Genomic DNA, 15,801 nt, shown 5'->3' with positions numbered 1-15,801 from the left:
GTATGAACGAAGTCGATGTCGAAACCATCGAAGACGTCGAGCTACAGGATCCGGTGCTCGTCGAAGGACTTCCGGGCGTCGGACACGTCGGGAAACTCGCTGCCGAACACTTGCTCGACGAGCTGGATGGGACGCTCGTCAGACGAGTGTACTCGGATCAGTTCCCGCCGCAAGTTGAAGTCGGTGATGATGGGGTCGCAGAACTCACGTGTGCGGAGTTCCATGCCATCGAGACGGTGGGACGTGACCTGCTCATTCTCTCTGGGGATCATCAGGCGCAGAGCAACGAGGGCCACTACGAACTCACCGACACGTTCCTCGACGTCGCCGAGGAGTTCGGCGTAACCGAGGTGTACGCGCTCGGTGGTGTCCCGACCGGCGAACTGATCGAGGAGTACGACGTGCTTGGAGCGGCCTCCGACGAGGACGTCGTCGAGCGACTGACCGACGCTGGTGTCGAGTTCCGTGAATCCGAGCCCGCGGGCGGTATCGTCGGAGTGAGCGGCCTGCTGCTCGGCCTCGGTGGACGACGCGGCCACGAGGCCGCCTGTCTGATGGGTCAGACGAGCGGCTATCTCGTCGATCCAAAGAGCGCACAGGCCGTTCTGGAGATCCTGCAGGAGGTCCTGAGCTTCGAGGTTGACTTCGGCAGTCTCGAAGAACGTGCCGACGAGATGGAGGAAGTCATCGGGAAGATTCAGGAGATGGAACAGCAACAGAACGTTCCGAGCGACGACGACCTGCGGTATATCGGCTAGCGGCCTCCTTTCTCACCAACGAGATTCGCTCCGTATTTCAGATACGCAGAAACGGATCAAAACATCCATGTCCGCGCGAGTGGGACTGTCATACAGATAGGTGGCTCCTGTGACAGAAAAACGCGAATACCGCGACGACTACACCGACAAGAAACTGTATATTCCCGGTCCGACCGAAGTCCGCGAGGACGTCATCGACGCAATGGCCCAGCCGATGTTCGGCCATCGAATGGACCGGATGACCGACCTCTACACGACGATCGTCGAGGACACAAAAGAGTTCCTCGGCACCGAGAACGACGTCATTATCCTCACCGGGTCAGGTACGGAGTTCTGGGAAGCGTCGACGCTCAACCTCGTCGACGAGAACATCCTCGTGGCGACCTGTGGAAGCTTCAGTGAACGCCACGCCAACGTTGCCGAGCGACTGGGCAAGAACGTCGACACGATCGATTACGAGTGGGGCAACGCGGTCAAGCCTGAGGACATCCGCGAGGCGCTCGAAACGAGCGACAAGCACTACGACGTGGTCGCCGTCGTCAAAAACGAGAGCTCGACCGGCGTCCGGAACCCGATCGAGGAGATCGGTGATGTCGTCGACGAGTACGAGGACACATACTTCGTCGTCGACGCGGTCTCCTCACTGGGCGGTGACTACATTGATATTGATGCACACGGCATTGACGTCCTCTTTGCGTCCTCACAGAAGGCGTTCGCGATGCCGCCGGGACTTGCGATCTGTGTCGTCAGCGACGAGGCCTACGAGCGCGAACTCGAAAAGGACGAGGCGTCGTGGTACGGCGGCTTCCAGCGCTGTCTGGACTACTACGACCGGAAGGGCCAGACCCACTCGACGCCCGCGATCCCGATCATGCTGGCCTACCGCAAGCAGATGAAACACATGCTCGAGGAAGGTCACGAAGCGCGAGACGAGCGCCACCGGGAGATGGCCGAGTACACCCGCGAATGGGCCCGCGAGCACTTCGCCATGTTCCCCGAGGAGGGCTACGAGTCCCAGACGGTCTCCTGTATCGAGAACACGCAGGGGATAGATGTCGCCGAGACCGTGGCCGAGGTCAACGAGAAGTACGATCTGGCCTTCTCCAGTGGCTACGGCGACCTCAGCGAGGAGTCGTTCCGCATCGGCCACATGGGAGAACACGACGTCGAGAGTATCAAGGAACTCACCGACGCGATCGAAGACGTCGCGGATCTGTAGTCGCCCCTACTGGCCGCATCCGGTGACTGTTCTTCCGATATCCTCTCCGGACCGAGGATCCCTGATAACGAACGAGCGGGTTTGACGGCTGTCACTCTCTTGCTGGTGACCGTTGCATGATCGGGATCTGATAGCTACTCTCCCCCACAAGGAATATCATTCGTCCCCGTGTGTCATTGATAGATGTCGTCCCGTGGATTCGGCGGATCGCCGTCCCTGTTTGCCCGGCTGCAAACTGCCTTCACGCGCCGGATCCGAATCGACAGCCGGTCGCTCGCGGCGTTTCGCATACTGGCCGGGCTGCTCGTCATCGCCGACCTGCTGCTCAGATCTCGCAATTTCGGATTCTTCTACACTGAAGCCGGCGTGGTTCCCCGCTCGCTCGCGCGCGAACTGTCAGCTGAATATGCGGTCTCGATCTATCATCTTACGACAGATCCGACACTGATCGGCGCGCTGTTCGTTCTTCAGGGAATCATTGCGCTACAGTTGATCGTGGGCTACAAAACCCGCCTCGCTACGGTGTTAACGTTCCTTTTTGTTGTCTCACTGGATCATCACAACCCGCTCGTGCTGAGCTACGCCGATACGCTGTTTCGTTTCCTGTTGTTCTGGGCGATGTTTCTCCCACTCGGCGAGCGGTGGTCGGTTGACGCCGTCCACCGGGACCGAGCACCGCGGGCGTCGGTGGCGAGCGCCGCAACCGCACTGGTGCTCGTGCAGGTAGTCTATGTCTACTTTACAAACGGGCTCACGAAGTCGCTGTCCGAGGAGTGGGTCGGCGGAACCGCCGGGACGCTTGTCTTTGGCATCGACGAAATGACCTTCTTGCTGGGGGATCTCCTACGGGAGGTTCCAACCTTGCTCGGGATCGGTGGCTTCGTCTGGTACCTTATGTTACTCGGCTCGTGGCTCCTGCTGGCCCTTGTCGGGCGAGGACGACTGGCACTCGTGGGTCTGTTCGTCGCCGGACACCTTTCCTTTGCGGTGACGGTCCGGATCGGCGCGTTCCCGTACGTCTCGATTGCCGGACTGTTGCTGTTCCTTCCACCGGTCTTCTGGCAGCAGGTGCGAACCCTGCTCGATCGAGTGGGAGTCGATGTCGATGGGATCCGGGCGTCCGTGGGGAATCTGGCGATGCTCGTCCCGGCGTCACCGCTTATCGGCGACATCGAACGGTTTGGCGTCCCAGCCGGCCGGATACAGCGCCTCCGGAGTGGGGTCTACACCGTCACGCTCGGTATCGTGGTCGTGACGATCGTGCTGGTTTCGGCGGTTTTTCTATTCCAGATCGGGACAGCGGTTGCAGCTACTGACCACCAGCCGACCGAAGAGACGATCGACGACGTCCTCGTCGACGGGCTGGACGGGGTCACGGGACTTCGGCACGTCGAGACAGTCGCCGAAAGCGCCGGAGTCGACCAGCCGGTTGCCTGGGGGATCTTCGCCCAGCCACGGACCGAGGACCGATACTACGTCTTCCCGGCACGCACCGCCGAGGGAGACCTCGTCGACGCATACAACGCACGAGAAGTGACCTACGACCGCCCGTACGACCGATTACAGCGACAGCACGGGACGTATCGTGAACGCTTCTACATGAACAGCGTCCGCCGCGGCGGCCAGTACGGAAACGATGTTCCCCGCTATCTCGCCGAACACATCTGCGAGCAGTGGGCCGACGAGCACGGGACGGAACTCACACACGTCAACATGTACATGGTACGCGAAGAGATTACGCGAGAAACGATAGACAGGCCGTCCGACCGTGACCGGACGTATCTGGAGATCTACCGCCATGGCTGTGAGGACTATGATCCAACCGTGATTCAGCCACCTGACGGATAATACGAGGTGGAGCAGCTTCGCGAGTCCGTCAGCGGCCCGTTACAGCCACTCGTCCGCCCAGGATTCGATCTCATCGAAAACGGGACAGAGCGACACTCCCTTCTCGGTGAGGTCGTAGTAGGTCGCGACCGGCGCGTCCTCTTCGAGTCGACGCGTCACGAAGCCCGTCTCCTGAAGATCATCGAGGACACGCGAGAGCGTTCGAGAGCTGGCTCCGGTCGAGCGTTTGAGTTCGTTGAACCGCTTTTCGCCGTCCTGCAGGTCGTTGAGAACGATCAACCGCCACTGGGAACCGATCTGTTCGAGCGAGTCGACGACCGAACAGACGTCCTCACCGTGGTGTTTCTCTTCCTGTGGGGTACCCGTCGACATATGACGAAGTAGGCGGGTCCCGTATTTAGGTTCTTTGACGAACCAGATTTCATAATGTAACCTGTGTGTATGGATGTCAACTTCGAGACTCACTCGGGATGTGCTCGTACGTCATGGAACTCGAACCGTGCGCCGCCGCTGTCGCTTTCAGTCACGTTCACCGTCCACCCGTGGGCCGAAGCGATCTCCCTGACGACCCATAGCCCGATTCCGAGCCCCTCGTCGGAGGTCGTAAACGACGAGTCGAAAGCGTTCTCTCGGATCTCTTCGGGCATCCCCGGTCCGTCATCCTCGACGTAAAACCCGGTTGATCGTCCGGACTCTCCGGAGACGCCCCCACCAACATCGGAGAGCATGCCGACACGGATCGTCACGTCCGCTCTCCCGTGCTGGATACTGTTCCGGAACAGGTTCTCGAACGAGCGAAGAAGTCGGGAGCGGTCGGCCGCGATCGGTTCGGACGTTTCGATTTCGATCCGTGCCTGCTGTGTCGCGACGTTCGACCAGGCGTCGCTGGCGACATCGTCGAGATGGAGCTGCTCGGTCTCGGTCACGGTCTGGCCGTGCCGAGCCAGTGCGAGCACGTCGCCGATTATATCTTCCATCCGATCGAGCCCTGCACGGACGTTGTCGAGTGATTCCAGTTCGCCGACCTGTTCTGTCGCGAGGTCAACGTAGCCCTGGGCAACGGAGAGAGGATTGCGGAGATCGTGGCTGACGATACGTGCGAACGCTTCGAGGCGTTCATTCTGGCGCTCTAGCTCGCGTTCGCGCTTCTTGCGTTCGGTGATATCGCGGAGCACACCCACAGTGCCCCGGTGGGAGTCACAACGGGGTAATAGCGCGATCTGATTCTCGCAGGGAATAGTGGCTCCGTCCTTGCAGTTGATCGTGATTTCGATCGCTTCTTTTTCCTGATCGGCAGTTCCTTCGAGGCGAGCGACCGTCTCGCGGCGACGTTCGATGTCGTCCTCGTCCAGTAGTATTGAGACATGTTCTCCGAGTAATCCCTCACGGGAGTATCCCGTCATCTCCAGCAGGCCGTTGTTTACCGTCATGAAGTGTCCGCCGGCATCGAGCGCGTACATACCGTCCCCGACGGTTTCGACCAGTCGCTCGTACCGTTCTAACACTCGCTGTTGCTGGTCGATCTCTCCCCGGACAGCAATCGAATCGAGAACGTGAGCAGTCGTCCCGGCGATCTCTTCGAGGACGTCTAGCTCGATATCACTAAAACCGTCGCTGGATTCGGTATAGACCCCGAGCACACCGTGTAAGTCATTGTTTTCGACCAGCGGGAAGAACGCAGCGGCGTGACAGCCCTGTTCCAGAGCCGCCGAGCGCCACGGGAAGCTAGCGGGACAGGAGTCGATATCAGTAACGATCTTGCTCTGTCGTCTCCGGAGAAGTTCGTCGAGTACGTTTTCCGGGGCGTTAGGACCGACGCTGAAGGTCCGCGATGTTGGCCATCCGTCGGGTGCAGTACTCATCACCCAGGGGACGACCTGTCGCTCCCCCGCATCGTACTCGCCGACCCACGCGAAGGTGTATCTTCCGCCGTCAGTGAGCTGGTTACAGACAGCATGTTCGATATCCATCGGCGAACTCGCATCCACGAGCAGCCGCTTGATGTCGTGGACCATGTCCTCGGGTGAGGAGCCCACCGGACGCGCGGTAGAACCGGGGCCTCGAACGACTGCATTTGCAACCCACCCGGCGAGGGCTGTCTTGTCACTTTCCTCGTCGAGATCGAGAAAATCGACGACTTCGGAGACGACACTATTACCGTCAAGATCGGTGGAGGAAACCACTATCAACGGTATAGACGGGTACTGCTCACGGATCGCCCCGAGCACTTCGGATTCCGTTTCTATCGTCATCTGATCGGCAATGACACAGTCGACCGTTCCGGATTCGATTTCGGCACCCGCCTCGTCCAGCCGGGTCGTCGCACAGACGGATATCCGGGGATGCGACCAGCGAAGTGGACTGGCGAACCGTTCGACGACATCGGCGTCTCTGGACAGACACAGAACCGTGTTCTCGGAGTTCATGTTCTCTTTCGATAGAGTGGGACGGATTGTCCCACGTTCGCAGCACCGTGGTACACGGTTCCACTGCGTGCGTTCGTCAGTAATGTTTTTCGGTTATACAAAAAGGCAACAACAGGCGATCGATCCGAACCAGCGGATCGATTACTCCATCGAACTCTCAGTGACCAGCGTGTCGTCCTCGAGGTAGTGTTCGAGGTGGTGGCCGTGCTCTTCGATGTCGATCAGGATCCCTCGAAGGAGCTCGGCAGTCGCGGGATCTCCGAGGTTGCGGGCGAGCTGCTCGTGCTCGCGGAGCTGCTCGGTAATGTCACCGAAGATTTCGAGGTCGTTTTCGAGCGACGTTCGGATATCGTACACGTCCTTGTCTTCAGGCGTTACTGGGGCACGCTCCTCGTAGTTCGCACCGCCGGAGAGCGGGACGCCGCCGAGCGCCTGCGCTCGTTCTGCGAGGATATCAGCACCCTCTTCCAGGTCGGCCGCGACCTCGCCGAGGTAGACGTGTAGGTCGCGGAACTCCGCACCTTCGACGATCCAGTGGTGCTTTTTGACCTGGTGATACAGGACGTACGTCGCGGCGAGGTCGGTGTTGAGCGCCTCGACGAGCTGTTCGGCTTTGTCTTCGGGAATCCGAAGGGCTTCGCTCTCGTGGATGTCACCGAAGGACTGACGGGCGTGTTTCTGTGAGCTCATTGCATCTCAACATTGTATGGCTACGCACTTAAAGATTCACACTCGCTAAAAGAGTTTTATAGATTCATAAAATAATATTGTCCCTAAGTTAATCAGTAGGCAAGGTATGCCGGCTTGACTCCGATGCGGTTCACACCACTGGCTACACAATTTACTGTTTACCCTCGTCATCTACCACCGACCGCCGGACCCGGTGCGGACGACCACCGGTAACCAGTGAGAGTCAACACTACAGGCAAGCGGCGAAATGATGCTGCCCTACCGAGAAAGGGAGACCGTCAGATCCGTCGCGATCCAGCCATCGCTATTACCATCTTCTGTGAAGACAACGCGTCCGGGAGTAGTCTCACAGACTGCGACAGTTGGAACCTCGTTATCTGCCGACTCTCCCTTGTCAGGATCGACCGTGGCGCTCATTGCAGATTATTAGGCAGGCCTAAATCTAAAAGGGTTTTGGTTAGCCTAAGAATCTGAGAACCGTCGCGTTCGTACGACTCCAAAGGGTGTATATTTGGCTACGGTCTATTCGGGGGCATGCATCCCCCGGGGGCGGACACCGTACTGCTCCGTCACGGCGAGGTAAACACCAAGAGTCGGCAGGTGCAACTCGCAATGGAGCGGCGGCTCGTCGAGAACGTCCGGGCCATACTGGCCGACCGTGGAGTCGATGGCGACGTCGAGCGCAGATGGACCCGACCGCTGATCCATGTCGCCGAGGAGGACGTTGAAGCAGCGACAGCAGCTGCAAGCGACGTATTCGGTGTCGTTTCTGCCAGCCCTGCGCTCGTCGTTGATGCAGATAGGGCCGCGATCAAATCTGCACTGGTCCGGACGGCGAAGGCGTGTTACACCGGTGGTAGCTTCGCCATCGATGCCCGCCGCGCTGGGGATACAACGCCGTTCGATAGCGAGGACATCGGCGAGTTCGGTGGCAGCGCCGTCTGGGACGCCGTCTCCGAGCGGTTCGATCCTGAAGTCGACCTCGACGATCCAGACCTGACCTTCTACGTCGAGTGTCGCAAAGCGGAGGCGTTCGTGTTCGTCGAGAAGCGCGAAGGGCCGAGGGGACTCCCCATTGGCACCCAGGAGCCCCTCGTTACGCTGATCAGTGGCGGCATCGACTCACCTGTCGCTGCCTATGAAGTTATGCGCCGTGGGGCTCCGATCATTCCAGTCTATCTCGATCTGGGCGACTACGGAGGAGTCGATCACCGCGAACGTGCGATCGAGTCCGTACGAACCCTCGCGAGGTACTCCCCGAACCACTCCTTCGATCTCCGGATCGTCGACGCCGGAGCGACGGTGTCCCACCTCGCCGAGACCATCCAGGAAGGGCGAATGCTCACCTTTCGTCGCTACATGTATCAGGTCGGGGAAACCATCGCGAAAGACCGCGGGGCAATGGGTATCGTCACCGGCGAGGCTATCGGCCAGAAGTCGAGCCAGACAACCGCGAATATGGGCGTGACCAGTCAGGCTGTCGACCTTCCGGTCCACCGCCCTCTGCTGATCATGGACAAAGAAAAGATCGTCGAGCGCGCGCGGACAATTAACACGTTCGATACCGCGACAATTTCGGCTGGCTGTAACCGTTTTGCCCCGGAGCAGGCCGAAACACACGGATCAATCGACCAGATCCGTCGACTGGAGCCCGACGACCTTTTGGAACGCGCCCAGCGTGATGCCCGGGCGGCCGATCTGCTAGAGCTCGGCCGGTGATACGGTATCTGTCCGTGATATGGCATACATTTTAGGTAATCGCGCTCCGCAGTATCGACCATGTCACGCGAGTCAGTAACACACGAACAGGGTGCGATCTACGAGTTTGCACCGGAGATGGACCCGATCGTGACCGTCGAACCGGGGACAGCGCTGACAATCGAAACGCGGGATAGCCTCGATGGTGCCGTCCAGGCGGATTCCGACGTCATCGAGGAGATCCCCGAGGAGGTCAACGCTGCCACGGGACCGATCGCGGTCGACGGTACAAGCCCGGGGGACGTGCTTGAAATCGAGATCGAGGAGATTCGCGTCGTCGAACCTGCCGGACGGATCATTACGATCGACGGCTTTGGTCTTCTCGACGGACAGCAGGGGATTGAAGCCCCGGAAAGCCGGATGACGCCGATCGAGGACGGGCGGCTGTCCTTCGAGGGTATTGATGTCCCGATCGACCCGGTGATCGGGACGATCGGCGTCGCTCCGGCCGGAGAGTCTTACACCACACTCGTTCCCCACGACCACGGCGGAAACCTCGATACGACCGACATGAGCGCCGGAAACACCGCATACTTCCCCGTCTTTCAGGAGCGCGCGCTCTTTGCGATGGGCGACTGCAAGGCTGCGATGGCCGACGGCGAGATGTGTGGCACCGGTAGCGAGGTCGCCACCGAGATCGACCTGACTGTCGACGTGGTCGAAACCGATGTCCAACTGGAGCGCCCGCTCGTCGAGACGCCGGAGGCGTGGAAGACGATCGCGAGTGCGGAGACGATGGAAACCGCCTGCGAACTCGCAAATGGGGACGTGATCGAACTACTCGCTACCGAACACGACCTCTCGACGACCGAGGCCTACATGCTCTCCAGCCTCGTCGGTGGACTCGAAATCAGTCAAGTGGTTGATCCACTGGTCACCGTTCGGAACGCGGTCCCGAAGGAGTACCTCTCGGACCCACTGTAAGGCGTCACAGTTCTGCCAGGGGTTAGACCATCGATCGGTCGAGAACGATTTCGGAGAGTGCAAACCTGATCGACTCACTGGACGGACCCGGACACTCGTGATAATCACACACCCGAGCAACCATTGAACGAATGCACTGGCATTTCGTTCGGGCAGCATCTCGACCCGCTGCTGTATGGTGATTACAACCCCGGAAATCGGCCATGGGCGCTGCAGGATTTGAACCCGCGACATCTTGGTCCGAAGCCAAGTGCTCTGTCCAAGCTGAGCTAAGCGCCCGCACGCATAGATCCGGGAAGGGTGAAGTTAAACCCACTGATTTCTCGGGCAGTGGTATCCATGTGGACATAACTCACGTTCCAGGTATTCCGTTTCGCGTCTTTTATTTCGAGTGGCTTAGAGAGTAGTGTGTATGGACGTCCAGGCGAAGGTTCGAGGGTACGTCGAGTTAACGCGGCCGATGAACTCGGTCGCAGCTGGAGTGTTGACCTTCATCGGTGCGTTCGTCGCCGGCGCTTCCACCGAGTCCGCCGCGCTGGTCGTCGCTGCGGTTGCCGCGACGTCGCTGGCAACCGGAGCCGGGAACGCGATCAACGACTATTTCGACAGAGAGATCGACCGTATCAATCAGCCGGACCGGCCGATCCCGCGTGGTGCGGTAAGCGAGCGCGGGGCGCTGTGGTTCAGCGTCGTACTGTTCGGGATCGCGACGGCACTTGCTCTGACGCTCCCGCCACTAGCGATCGGTATCGCGGCGTTCAACCTCATTGCACTGGTCGCATACACCGAGTTCTTCAAGGGCTTGCCGGGATTTGGAAACGCGCTGGTTGCGTATCTCGGCGGGAGTACGTTTCTGTTCGGTGGAGCAGCCGTCGGTGACGTGAGCGCTGCAGGGGTCCTCTTCGTGCTGGCGGCACTCTCGACGTTGACCAGAGAGATAATCAAGGATGTCGAGGATATCGACGGAGATCGTGAGGAGGGGCTGAACACGCTCCCGATCGCAATCGGAGAGCGTCAGGCATTGCACGTCGGTACCGTCCTGTTGCTCGTTGCGGTTCTTGTCAGTCCTGTTCCGTATCTTCAGGGATCGTTCGGAATCGCGTACGTCCTAGTCGTTGCTCCCGCGGTAGTAGTAATGCTATTTGCAATGATGCGAAGTTACGATCACCCACGAGCTGGCCAGCAGTATCTCAAATACGGCATGTTTCTCGCAGCACTCGCGTTTATCATTGGGCAGATGAGCGTCGTCTTATCGTTGGCGGTGTGATCGGAAATGGTTGATGGTCATTCTTGTCCGATAACAATGGCGATCAAAAGTACTATATGTGGCTCTCGGTATATTTACACTATAACTCTCACCGGCCACAGCGCAAAGCTGTCCAGCATATGAGGACATATCATGTATGATCTGGCAGACGTCCTACCGGACGCCGAACTCGAGTCAGGCACGAACCTCCTGATCACGGGGCCGCCCCTCTCGGGAAAACGTCGTCTGGCGCTCGATATACTCGCTGACGGCACCCGGAAGGAGGAGGGTGCGATCGTAGTTACGACCAAGGACAGCGGCGACAAAATCCTCAGCGAGTACAGAAAGCGCATCGACGATGTCGAAAACAGACCGCTCGGCGTTGTCGACTGTGTCACAAAACAGCGCGGGGTCGGCAGCGCCGAAGACGGGCCACAGCTAAAATACGCATCATCTCCGGTAGATATGACCGGGATCGGCATCAAACTCTCCGAGTTCTTGCAGGATTTCTACGAACGTAGGGGGCTCCAGCAGAACCGTGTACTAATGCATTCGGTCTCGACGCTGTTGATGTATTCCGATCTCCAGACTGTCTTCAGGTTCCTCCACGTCTTTACCGGGCGCGTTCAGAGCGCAAATGGGCTCGGGTTGTACGTAATTGACTCCACGGCCCACGATGATCAGACGATGAACACGCTCACACAGCTGTTCGACGGTGTTGTCGAACTATCGGAAAACGACGCGGAGCCCCCGCGTCTTCGGACAGCACAGTAGGGAGTCAACTGCTTTTGTGCGTTGGTCGCATATACGCCCATATGGATGCCGACGAACTGATCACTGCTGCACTGGAAAGCGAGACGATTGCCGTCATCGGCTGTTCGTCGACTCCGGGTAAAGACGCACACGACGTGCCGAGCTACCTCGATTCGAACGGGTACGGCGTGATTCCGGTCAATCCGTACGCAGACGAGATTCTGGGGCGCACGGCGTATGATTCGCTCACCGATGTCCCACACGAAGTCGACCTCGTCGACGTTTTCCGTCCGTCAGAGGAAGTATCGGGCATCGTCGACAGCGTCCTCGAACGGGACGATGTGGGAGTTCTCTGGCTGCAACTCGGCATCAGTGACGACGAGGCCGCCGCCCGGGCACGTGAGGCCGGGATTGATGTCGTTCAGGATCGCTGTCTCAAAATCGAACACAGCCGACGGCAGTAAGGAGTCGATAAACCCTGTCAGTTTTCGATGGTGTCTTCGACGGGGTCTTCCTCGTCAGTTTCGCCCGTCGGCTCGGCCGTTTCAGCCCCTCTTTCGTCCGCTGATGGTTCGTCGTCCTCCGATACTTCGTTCTCGCTTTCTGCTTCCTGTATCGCGGCTTCTGCGAGCACCTCGTCTGCGTCGATTCCCTGTTCGCGAGCGATAGCTTTCAGCAGCACGAGCTGTTTCTCCGAGTCGTTTTCCAGCTCATTGACCCGTCCATTGGTCTCTTCGATCCCTTCTTCGAGTTCGATGACTCGCTCGCGGACGTCTTTGAGCTGTGCGATCAGATGTTCGGCACGGTCGGCGAGCGTCTGGATCTTTTTTGCGGTGTCTCCGAAACCCATATCGTTCGGTTCGTACCGGTGACTTGTGGGTTTTCCGATCCATCCCTCGGCAAACGTCGTATTTATACTGTCGGATGCGTGAGTCTCGGTTGTGACACAGCCCCGAACTCCGCCGACACTCGGTATCGTTGCATGTGTGTTGATTCTCGTGGTCGTAGCGCTGCCGTACCTGTTGCTGTCGGAGGCCGGTGCTGGGGGTATCGCGGCCTACTACGATCACGGTGGAGTCGGTCCACTGGTCATCACTGTGCTGACGATCGTTGCGCTTGTCGCTTTCGCCGCGGGCCGACAGGGGCGTTCCGATCCAGTGATGATGGCCGGGGCGACGCTCGTTTTCGGACTCTTTATTCTTGGCTCCGCGCTGGTCTGGGCGCTGTCCGTTCCGACGGCGTTCGTCCAGCAACTCGGGACCGAAACGTGGCTGGGCTATCATCGGTGGGCACTCGCTGGAGTGTCGGCGCTTGTTCCCATCGCCGGTGTCTGGTACGCAGCGGCGCTGGACGTCCTCTAGGTTCGCCTATTCCGCAGTGGATCGCAGGAAGGGACGACAGTCCTCTGCGAAAGTCGAAAGGCCCTTAAGAGGTCGAAAGGTAATAAGAGGTGGACTAGGTCGGGCAGTTAGGCCCTGCTCACAACCCGCACTATGGTCTTTAGCGGGGACCGAACCCCGGACGCGTCCGGACAGACCCGTTCGGGCCCCGGAAGCCGACGTGGAAACCTCGTCCCTCGGGGGCCACGGTTCGCGGCGTCCGCCCGCAGGGGCGTCACGTCGCGATTCGCCGGCGGCAGTTCGTCAGGCGCGGAAGCGAGCAGCGAACCGCTGGACGATGGTCGCTCGAGGGGTCGCGGGGCGGAGGAGGCAACCGGGCTTCCCCGGCCGGGAACGCCGGGCAACGCCGGGCGTCCGTTCATTCATATCGTATTCGAGTGCAAAGCGGTAGCTGTGTTCTCATCGTAGCAGTTGCGGTGGTACGGGCGCTTGTGCCGCACCAGCATTGCGTGAGGCCCCTGTGAGGAGACCGAACAGAGCCTCGAAAGAGGGGCAATCCGACAGTTCCAGAGCGCTGCTCTGCCGATCTGCAACCTTGTAAATAATGTTACAATGTTACATTGTATACGCATGCGTACTCGTCGGCTGATTCGGACAGGTAAACACCACCTCTGTGACTCGCTCTATAACACGATTTCGTCGTTTCAAAAAAGACTGCTTGAACGGAGTCGCCGTCAGTCGTCCGCGCCGAGCGCCGCACGGTTGGTGAGCTCGAAATCGCCCTCCAGTTCGCGCTGTGGGTACGGGATGTCGATCCCTTCCTCGTCGAAGCGGGCTTTCACGTTCGTGATGAACTCGCCACGAGTCTTGACGAAGTCCGCTCGGCTCGGGTCGGCGATCCAGACGCGGGACTGCAGCCCAACGTCCGAGTCGTTCAGCTCCGTCAGACGGACCGACGGCGCGGGATCGTCCATGATCCCGTCCAGCTTTTCGGCCTCCTCGACGATGATCTCCGTCGCTTTCTCGATGTCGTCGTCGTAGCCGATGCCGAAGACGAACTTCAGCCGGAGCTTCTCCTTTGCGACCGGGTTCTTGACGACGTTCGCAGTCAGATCGGAGTTGGGCACTGTCAGAATCTCGTTGTCGAACGTCCGGACGCGTGTGACACGAAGGCTGATGTCCTCGACAACACCGGAGTTTCCGTCCCACTCGATCCAGTCGCCGATGCGGAACGGCTTGTCGGCGTAGATGAACACGCCGGAGACGAAGTTACTGATGATGTTTTGCGTCGCCAGACCGATTGCCAGTGCGAGAGCAGCGGCGATCGTCGCGAGCGACGACAGGAAGTTCCCGAAGCCGGCGAAGCCGAAGGCGACGGCGACTGCGACGAAGACGACGCCAAAGGAGGCGAGCTTTACCAGCGGCTTTCGTGCGTGATCGTCCAGATCTCGCCGCTCAAGCGCTCTGTCAGTGACCGGAAGCACAGTCCGTTTCCCGATCACGTAGATGGCGATAAAGGCAATTACGAACAGTGCGGCCGACTCGATCGTCCCGGCGATTCCCGCACCCAGACCCAGATCGACCAACAGCTCCTGAATCGCACCCATCAGTGCATCACCGCCGTGTGGCCCCGGCTCTGCACGACGTCAGCGTTTACTTTCTCGGCCAGTTCCTCGGCCAGTTCCTCGGCAGTAGCGTGTCCTCGCGCCGCTCGTAGGAACTTGACTTTCACCAGATTTCGGTCGTCGAGCTGATCCGCGAGCTCGTCTGTCACTGCCTCGATCCCACTTTTCCCGACCCACACTGTTACGTCTAGGTCGTGAATCTCTCGCTGTAATGCCTCTGAAGTCATACATCATCCATTCTAAGCCCACGTGTTTTACTCTTTTGGGCGCTCTGCGGTCGAACCCCGGAAAAAGCGACGATCCGGTATCGATAATTTCGATCCGGCGTCAGTACGGATAGCGCGAGTGATGGCCACAGTCACACGTGATAACTACGTGTCCGTCCTGTATCCGTACACGTGCGTTAGTTCCCGGCCGGAGATACGTATCACAGCTGTCACAGGTGAACCGCTTGAACGATTCCGGGAGCGATCTCCGCTTTCGCTCGGCGACACGCCGCGCCAATCGGACGTATTCACGTGCTAGCCCCGGTTCATCGTCTTCGACAGCATCTGCGGCCAGCTCCTGTAGACGCTCGATGCGCTCGTCGGCGATAGTCATTGGAAAGTGGGGGGAGTGGGGGATTCCGGGGCAGTACGGACAAGGAGAGAGGACGTCCAGTAGTGCCCCAATCGTTATCTGGGCAAGAGAGGGACAAGTATTTTTTGCTTTTCCTTACCGGCACCTCGAAATGCGGGACTGCGCGTACTTGCACTCGTGAAGCTATAGTTCACCAAACAACGAACCACAATACGTATCACTGCGAACGCGGAATTTACGGACAATGACCGAGGACAGTTCTCGTGTGGATTCCGAATCTGCGGCAGACGAGTACGAGCCGGCTCTTCCCACGAGTCGGTCGTTCGAGCTTCTCTCTACCCGTCGCCGTCGGGAGGCACTCGGTCTCCTCCGCGAACACGGTCACGTTACACTGCCGGATATCGCTGAGGCGGTGGCGGTCCGCCAGCTTGGGAAAGACATCACCGAGATCGATCCCGAGGAGGTCACGGACACGTACATGATGCTGTATCACTCGGACATCCCGAAACTCGAAGACGAGGATGTCGTCGTCTACGATCAGGAGCAAGATATCGTTGCGACTGGCGAGAACTTCGATACGATAGCAGAACTCCTCGCTCAAACGAGCGAAAACTGATTGCTACCCCCGGGATGTC

Annotated in this window: 18 protein-coding genes, 1 tRNA gene and 1 other RNA gene; 11 read left to right on the top strand and 9 right to left on the bottom strand. The window is 59.1% G+C overall.

The annotated features are described in order from the left end of the window. Nucleotides 1-2 precede the first annotated feature (2 nt). The 3 genes from AArcS_RS09245 (at nucleotide 3) to AArcS_RS09235 (ending at nucleotide 3,825) form a co-directional block, all read left to right on the top strand. Nucleotides 3-758, top strand: a complete 756-nt coding sequence (locus tag AArcS_RS09245; protein WP_238477136.1) for a proteasome assembly chaperone family protein — start codon at nucleotides 3-5, stop codon at nucleotides 756-758. A gap of 109 nt (nucleotides 759-867) precedes the next feature. Continuing rightward, the gene (locus AArcS_RS09240; RefSeq protein WP_238477135.1) at nucleotides 868-1,977 is read left to right on the top strand and encodes a pyridoxal-phosphate-dependent aminotransferase family protein; all 1,110 of its coding nucleotides are present in this window, start codon (nucleotides 868-870) and stop codon (nucleotides 1,975-1,977) included. Nucleotides 1,978-2,160: 183 nt separating this feature from the next. Next, nucleotides 2,161-3,825, top strand: coding sequence for an HTTM domain-containing protein (locus AArcS_RS09235; protein WP_238477134.1), 1,665 nt, complete (start codon nucleotides 2,161-2,163; stop codon nucleotides 3,823-3,825). A gap of 39 nt (nucleotides 3,826-3,864) precedes the next feature. On the opposite strand, the gene AArcS_RS09230 is transcribed toward AArcS_RS09235, so the two are convergent. The 4 genes from AArcS_RS09230 to AArcS_RS09215 all read right to left on the bottom strand — a co-directional run bounded on the left by AArcS_RS09230 (nucleotide 3,865) and on the right by AArcS_RS09215 (nucleotide 7,358). Continuing rightward, complete coding sequence (locus AArcS_RS09230; RefSeq protein WP_238477133.1) at nucleotides 3,865-4,197, bottom strand: winged helix-turn-helix transcriptional regulator; 333 nt, start codon at nucleotides 4,195-4,197, stop codon at nucleotides 3,865-3,867. Nucleotides 4,198-4,286: 89 nt separating this feature from the next. Continuing rightward, entirely contained in the window at nucleotides 4,287-6,251 is a 1,965-nt protein-coding gene (locus AArcS_RS09225) for a PAS domain S-box protein (RefSeq protein WP_238477132.1), read from the bottom strand. A gap of 141 nt (nucleotides 6,252-6,392) precedes the next feature. Then, nucleotides 6,393-6,941 carry a DNA starvation/stationary phase protection protein DpsA gene (dpsA, locus tag AArcS_RS09220; RefSeq protein ID WP_238477131.1) on the bottom strand — a complete coding sequence of 183 codons (549 nt, stop codon included), beginning with the start codon at nucleotides 6,939-6,941 and terminating at the stop codon, nucleotides 6,393-6,395. 258 nt (nucleotides 6,942-7,199) lie between these two features. After that, nucleotides 7,200-7,358: a hypothetical protein gene (locus tag AArcS_RS09215; protein ID WP_238477130.1), complete on the bottom strand. Its 159-nt coding sequence runs from the start codon at nucleotides 7,356-7,358 to the stop codon at nucleotides 7,200-7,202. Between the two features lie 117 nt (nucleotides 7,359-7,475). Between AArcS_RS09215 and AArcS_RS09210 the strand changes: the two genes are divergently transcribed. Together AArcS_RS09210 and AArcS_RS09205 are read left to right on the top strand one after the other, a co-directional pair. Then, nucleotides 7,476-8,660, top strand: a complete 1,185-nt coding sequence (locus AArcS_RS09210) for a tRNA sulfurtransferase (protein WP_238477129.1) — start codon at nucleotides 7,476-7,478, stop codon at nucleotides 8,658-8,660. A 60-nt stretch (nucleotides 8,661-8,720) separates the two neighbouring features. Next, on the top strand, nucleotides 8,721-9,623 hold the full coding sequence (locus AArcS_RS09205) for an acetamidase/formamidase family protein (RefSeq protein ID WP_238477128.1): 903 nt from the start codon (nucleotides 8,721-8,723) through the stop codon (nucleotides 9,621-9,623). A 204-nt stretch (nucleotides 9,624-9,827) separates the two neighbouring features. On the opposite strand, the gene AArcS_RS09200 is transcribed toward AArcS_RS09205, so the two are convergent. Next, nucleotides 9,828-9,902: transfer RNA gene (locus AArcS_RS09200), tRNA-Arg, on the bottom strand. 133 nt (nucleotides 9,903-10,035) lie between these two features. On the opposite strand from AArcS_RS09200, the gene AArcS_RS09195 reads away from it, so the two are divergent. The 3 genes from AArcS_RS09195 to AArcS_RS09185 all read left to right on the top strand — a co-directional run bounded on the left by AArcS_RS09195 (nucleotide 10,036) and on the right by AArcS_RS09185 (nucleotide 12,086). Further along, nucleotides 10,036-10,890 (top strand): geranylgeranylglycerol-phosphate geranylgeranyltransferase, encoded by an 855-nt coding sequence (locus AArcS_RS09195; protein WP_238477127.1) that lies wholly within the window; start codon nucleotides 10,036-10,038, stop codon nucleotides 10,888-10,890. 132 nt (nucleotides 10,891-11,022) lie between these two features. After that, nucleotides 11,023-11,643, top strand: coding sequence for an RAD55 family ATPase (locus AArcS_RS09190; protein ID WP_238477126.1), 621 nt, complete (start codon nucleotides 11,023-11,025; stop codon nucleotides 11,641-11,643). Between the two features lie 41 nt (nucleotides 11,644-11,684). Further along, nucleotides 11,685-12,086, top strand: coding sequence for a CoA-binding protein (locus AArcS_RS09185; protein WP_238477125.1), 402 nt, complete (start codon nucleotides 11,685-11,687; stop codon nucleotides 12,084-12,086). A 17-nt stretch (nucleotides 12,087-12,103) separates the two neighbouring features. On the opposite strand, the gene AArcS_RS09180 is transcribed toward AArcS_RS09185, so the two are convergent. After that, on the bottom strand, nucleotides 12,104-12,472 hold the full coding sequence (locus AArcS_RS09180) for a DUF5798 family protein (protein WP_238477124.1): 369 nt from the start codon (nucleotides 12,470-12,472) through the stop codon (nucleotides 12,104-12,106). Nucleotides 12,473-12,563: 91 nt separating this feature from the next. Between AArcS_RS09180 and AArcS_RS09175 the strand changes: the two genes are divergently transcribed. Next, nucleotides 12,564-12,983 (top strand): DUF7548 family protein, encoded by a 420-nt coding sequence (locus AArcS_RS09175; RefSeq protein ID WP_238477123.1) that lies wholly within the window; start codon nucleotides 12,564-12,566, stop codon nucleotides 12,981-12,983. Nucleotides 12,984-13,070: 87 nt separating this feature from the next. Next, nucleotides 13,071-13,382: signal recognition particle sRNA (gene ffs / locus AArcS_RS09170), an RNA gene on the top strand. A 314-nt stretch (nucleotides 13,383-13,696) separates the two neighbouring features. Here the strand turns inward: ffs and AArcS_RS09165 are convergent. The 3 genes from AArcS_RS09165 to AArcS_RS09155 all read right to left on the bottom strand — a co-directional run bounded on the left by AArcS_RS09165 (nucleotide 13,697) and on the right by AArcS_RS09155 (nucleotide 15,187). Next, nucleotides 13,697-14,569: a mechanosensitive ion channel family protein gene (locus tag AArcS_RS09165; RefSeq protein ID WP_238477122.1), complete on the bottom strand. Its 873-nt coding sequence runs from the start codon at nucleotides 14,567-14,569 to the stop codon at nucleotides 13,697-13,699. Beyond that, complete coding sequence (locus tag AArcS_RS09160) at nucleotides 14,569-14,814, bottom strand: YhbY family RNA-binding protein (protein WP_238477121.1); 246 nt, start codon at nucleotides 14,812-14,814, stop codon at nucleotides 14,569-14,571. The genes AArcS_RS09165 and AArcS_RS09160 overlap by 1 nt, the downstream gene beginning before the upstream one ends. A gap of 100 nt (nucleotides 14,815-14,914) precedes the next feature. Then, nucleotides 14,915-15,187 carry a ribonuclease P protein component 4 gene (locus AArcS_RS09155; protein WP_238477120.1) on the bottom strand — a complete coding sequence of 91 codons (273 nt, stop codon included), beginning with the start codon at nucleotides 15,185-15,187 and terminating at the stop codon, nucleotides 14,915-14,917. Nucleotides 15,188-15,410: 223 nt separating this feature from the next. Between AArcS_RS09155 and AArcS_RS09150 the strand changes: the two genes are divergently transcribed. Next, nucleotides 15,411-15,782, top strand: coding sequence for a DUF7344 domain-containing protein (locus AArcS_RS09150; protein ID WP_238477119.1), 372 nt, complete (start codon nucleotides 15,411-15,413; stop codon nucleotides 15,780-15,782). The last annotated feature ends 19 nt before the right edge of the window (nucleotides 15,783-15,801 follow it).

The sequence above is a fragment of the Natranaeroarchaeum sulfidigenes genome (assembly GCF_017094485.1).
In the GTDB taxonomy this organism is placed as follows: domain Archaea; phylum Halobacteriota; class Halobacteria; order Halobacteriales; family Natronoarchaeaceae; genus Natranaeroarchaeum; species Natranaeroarchaeum sulfidigenes.
This window is presented reverse-complemented; position numbering and strand designations above follow the sequence as displayed.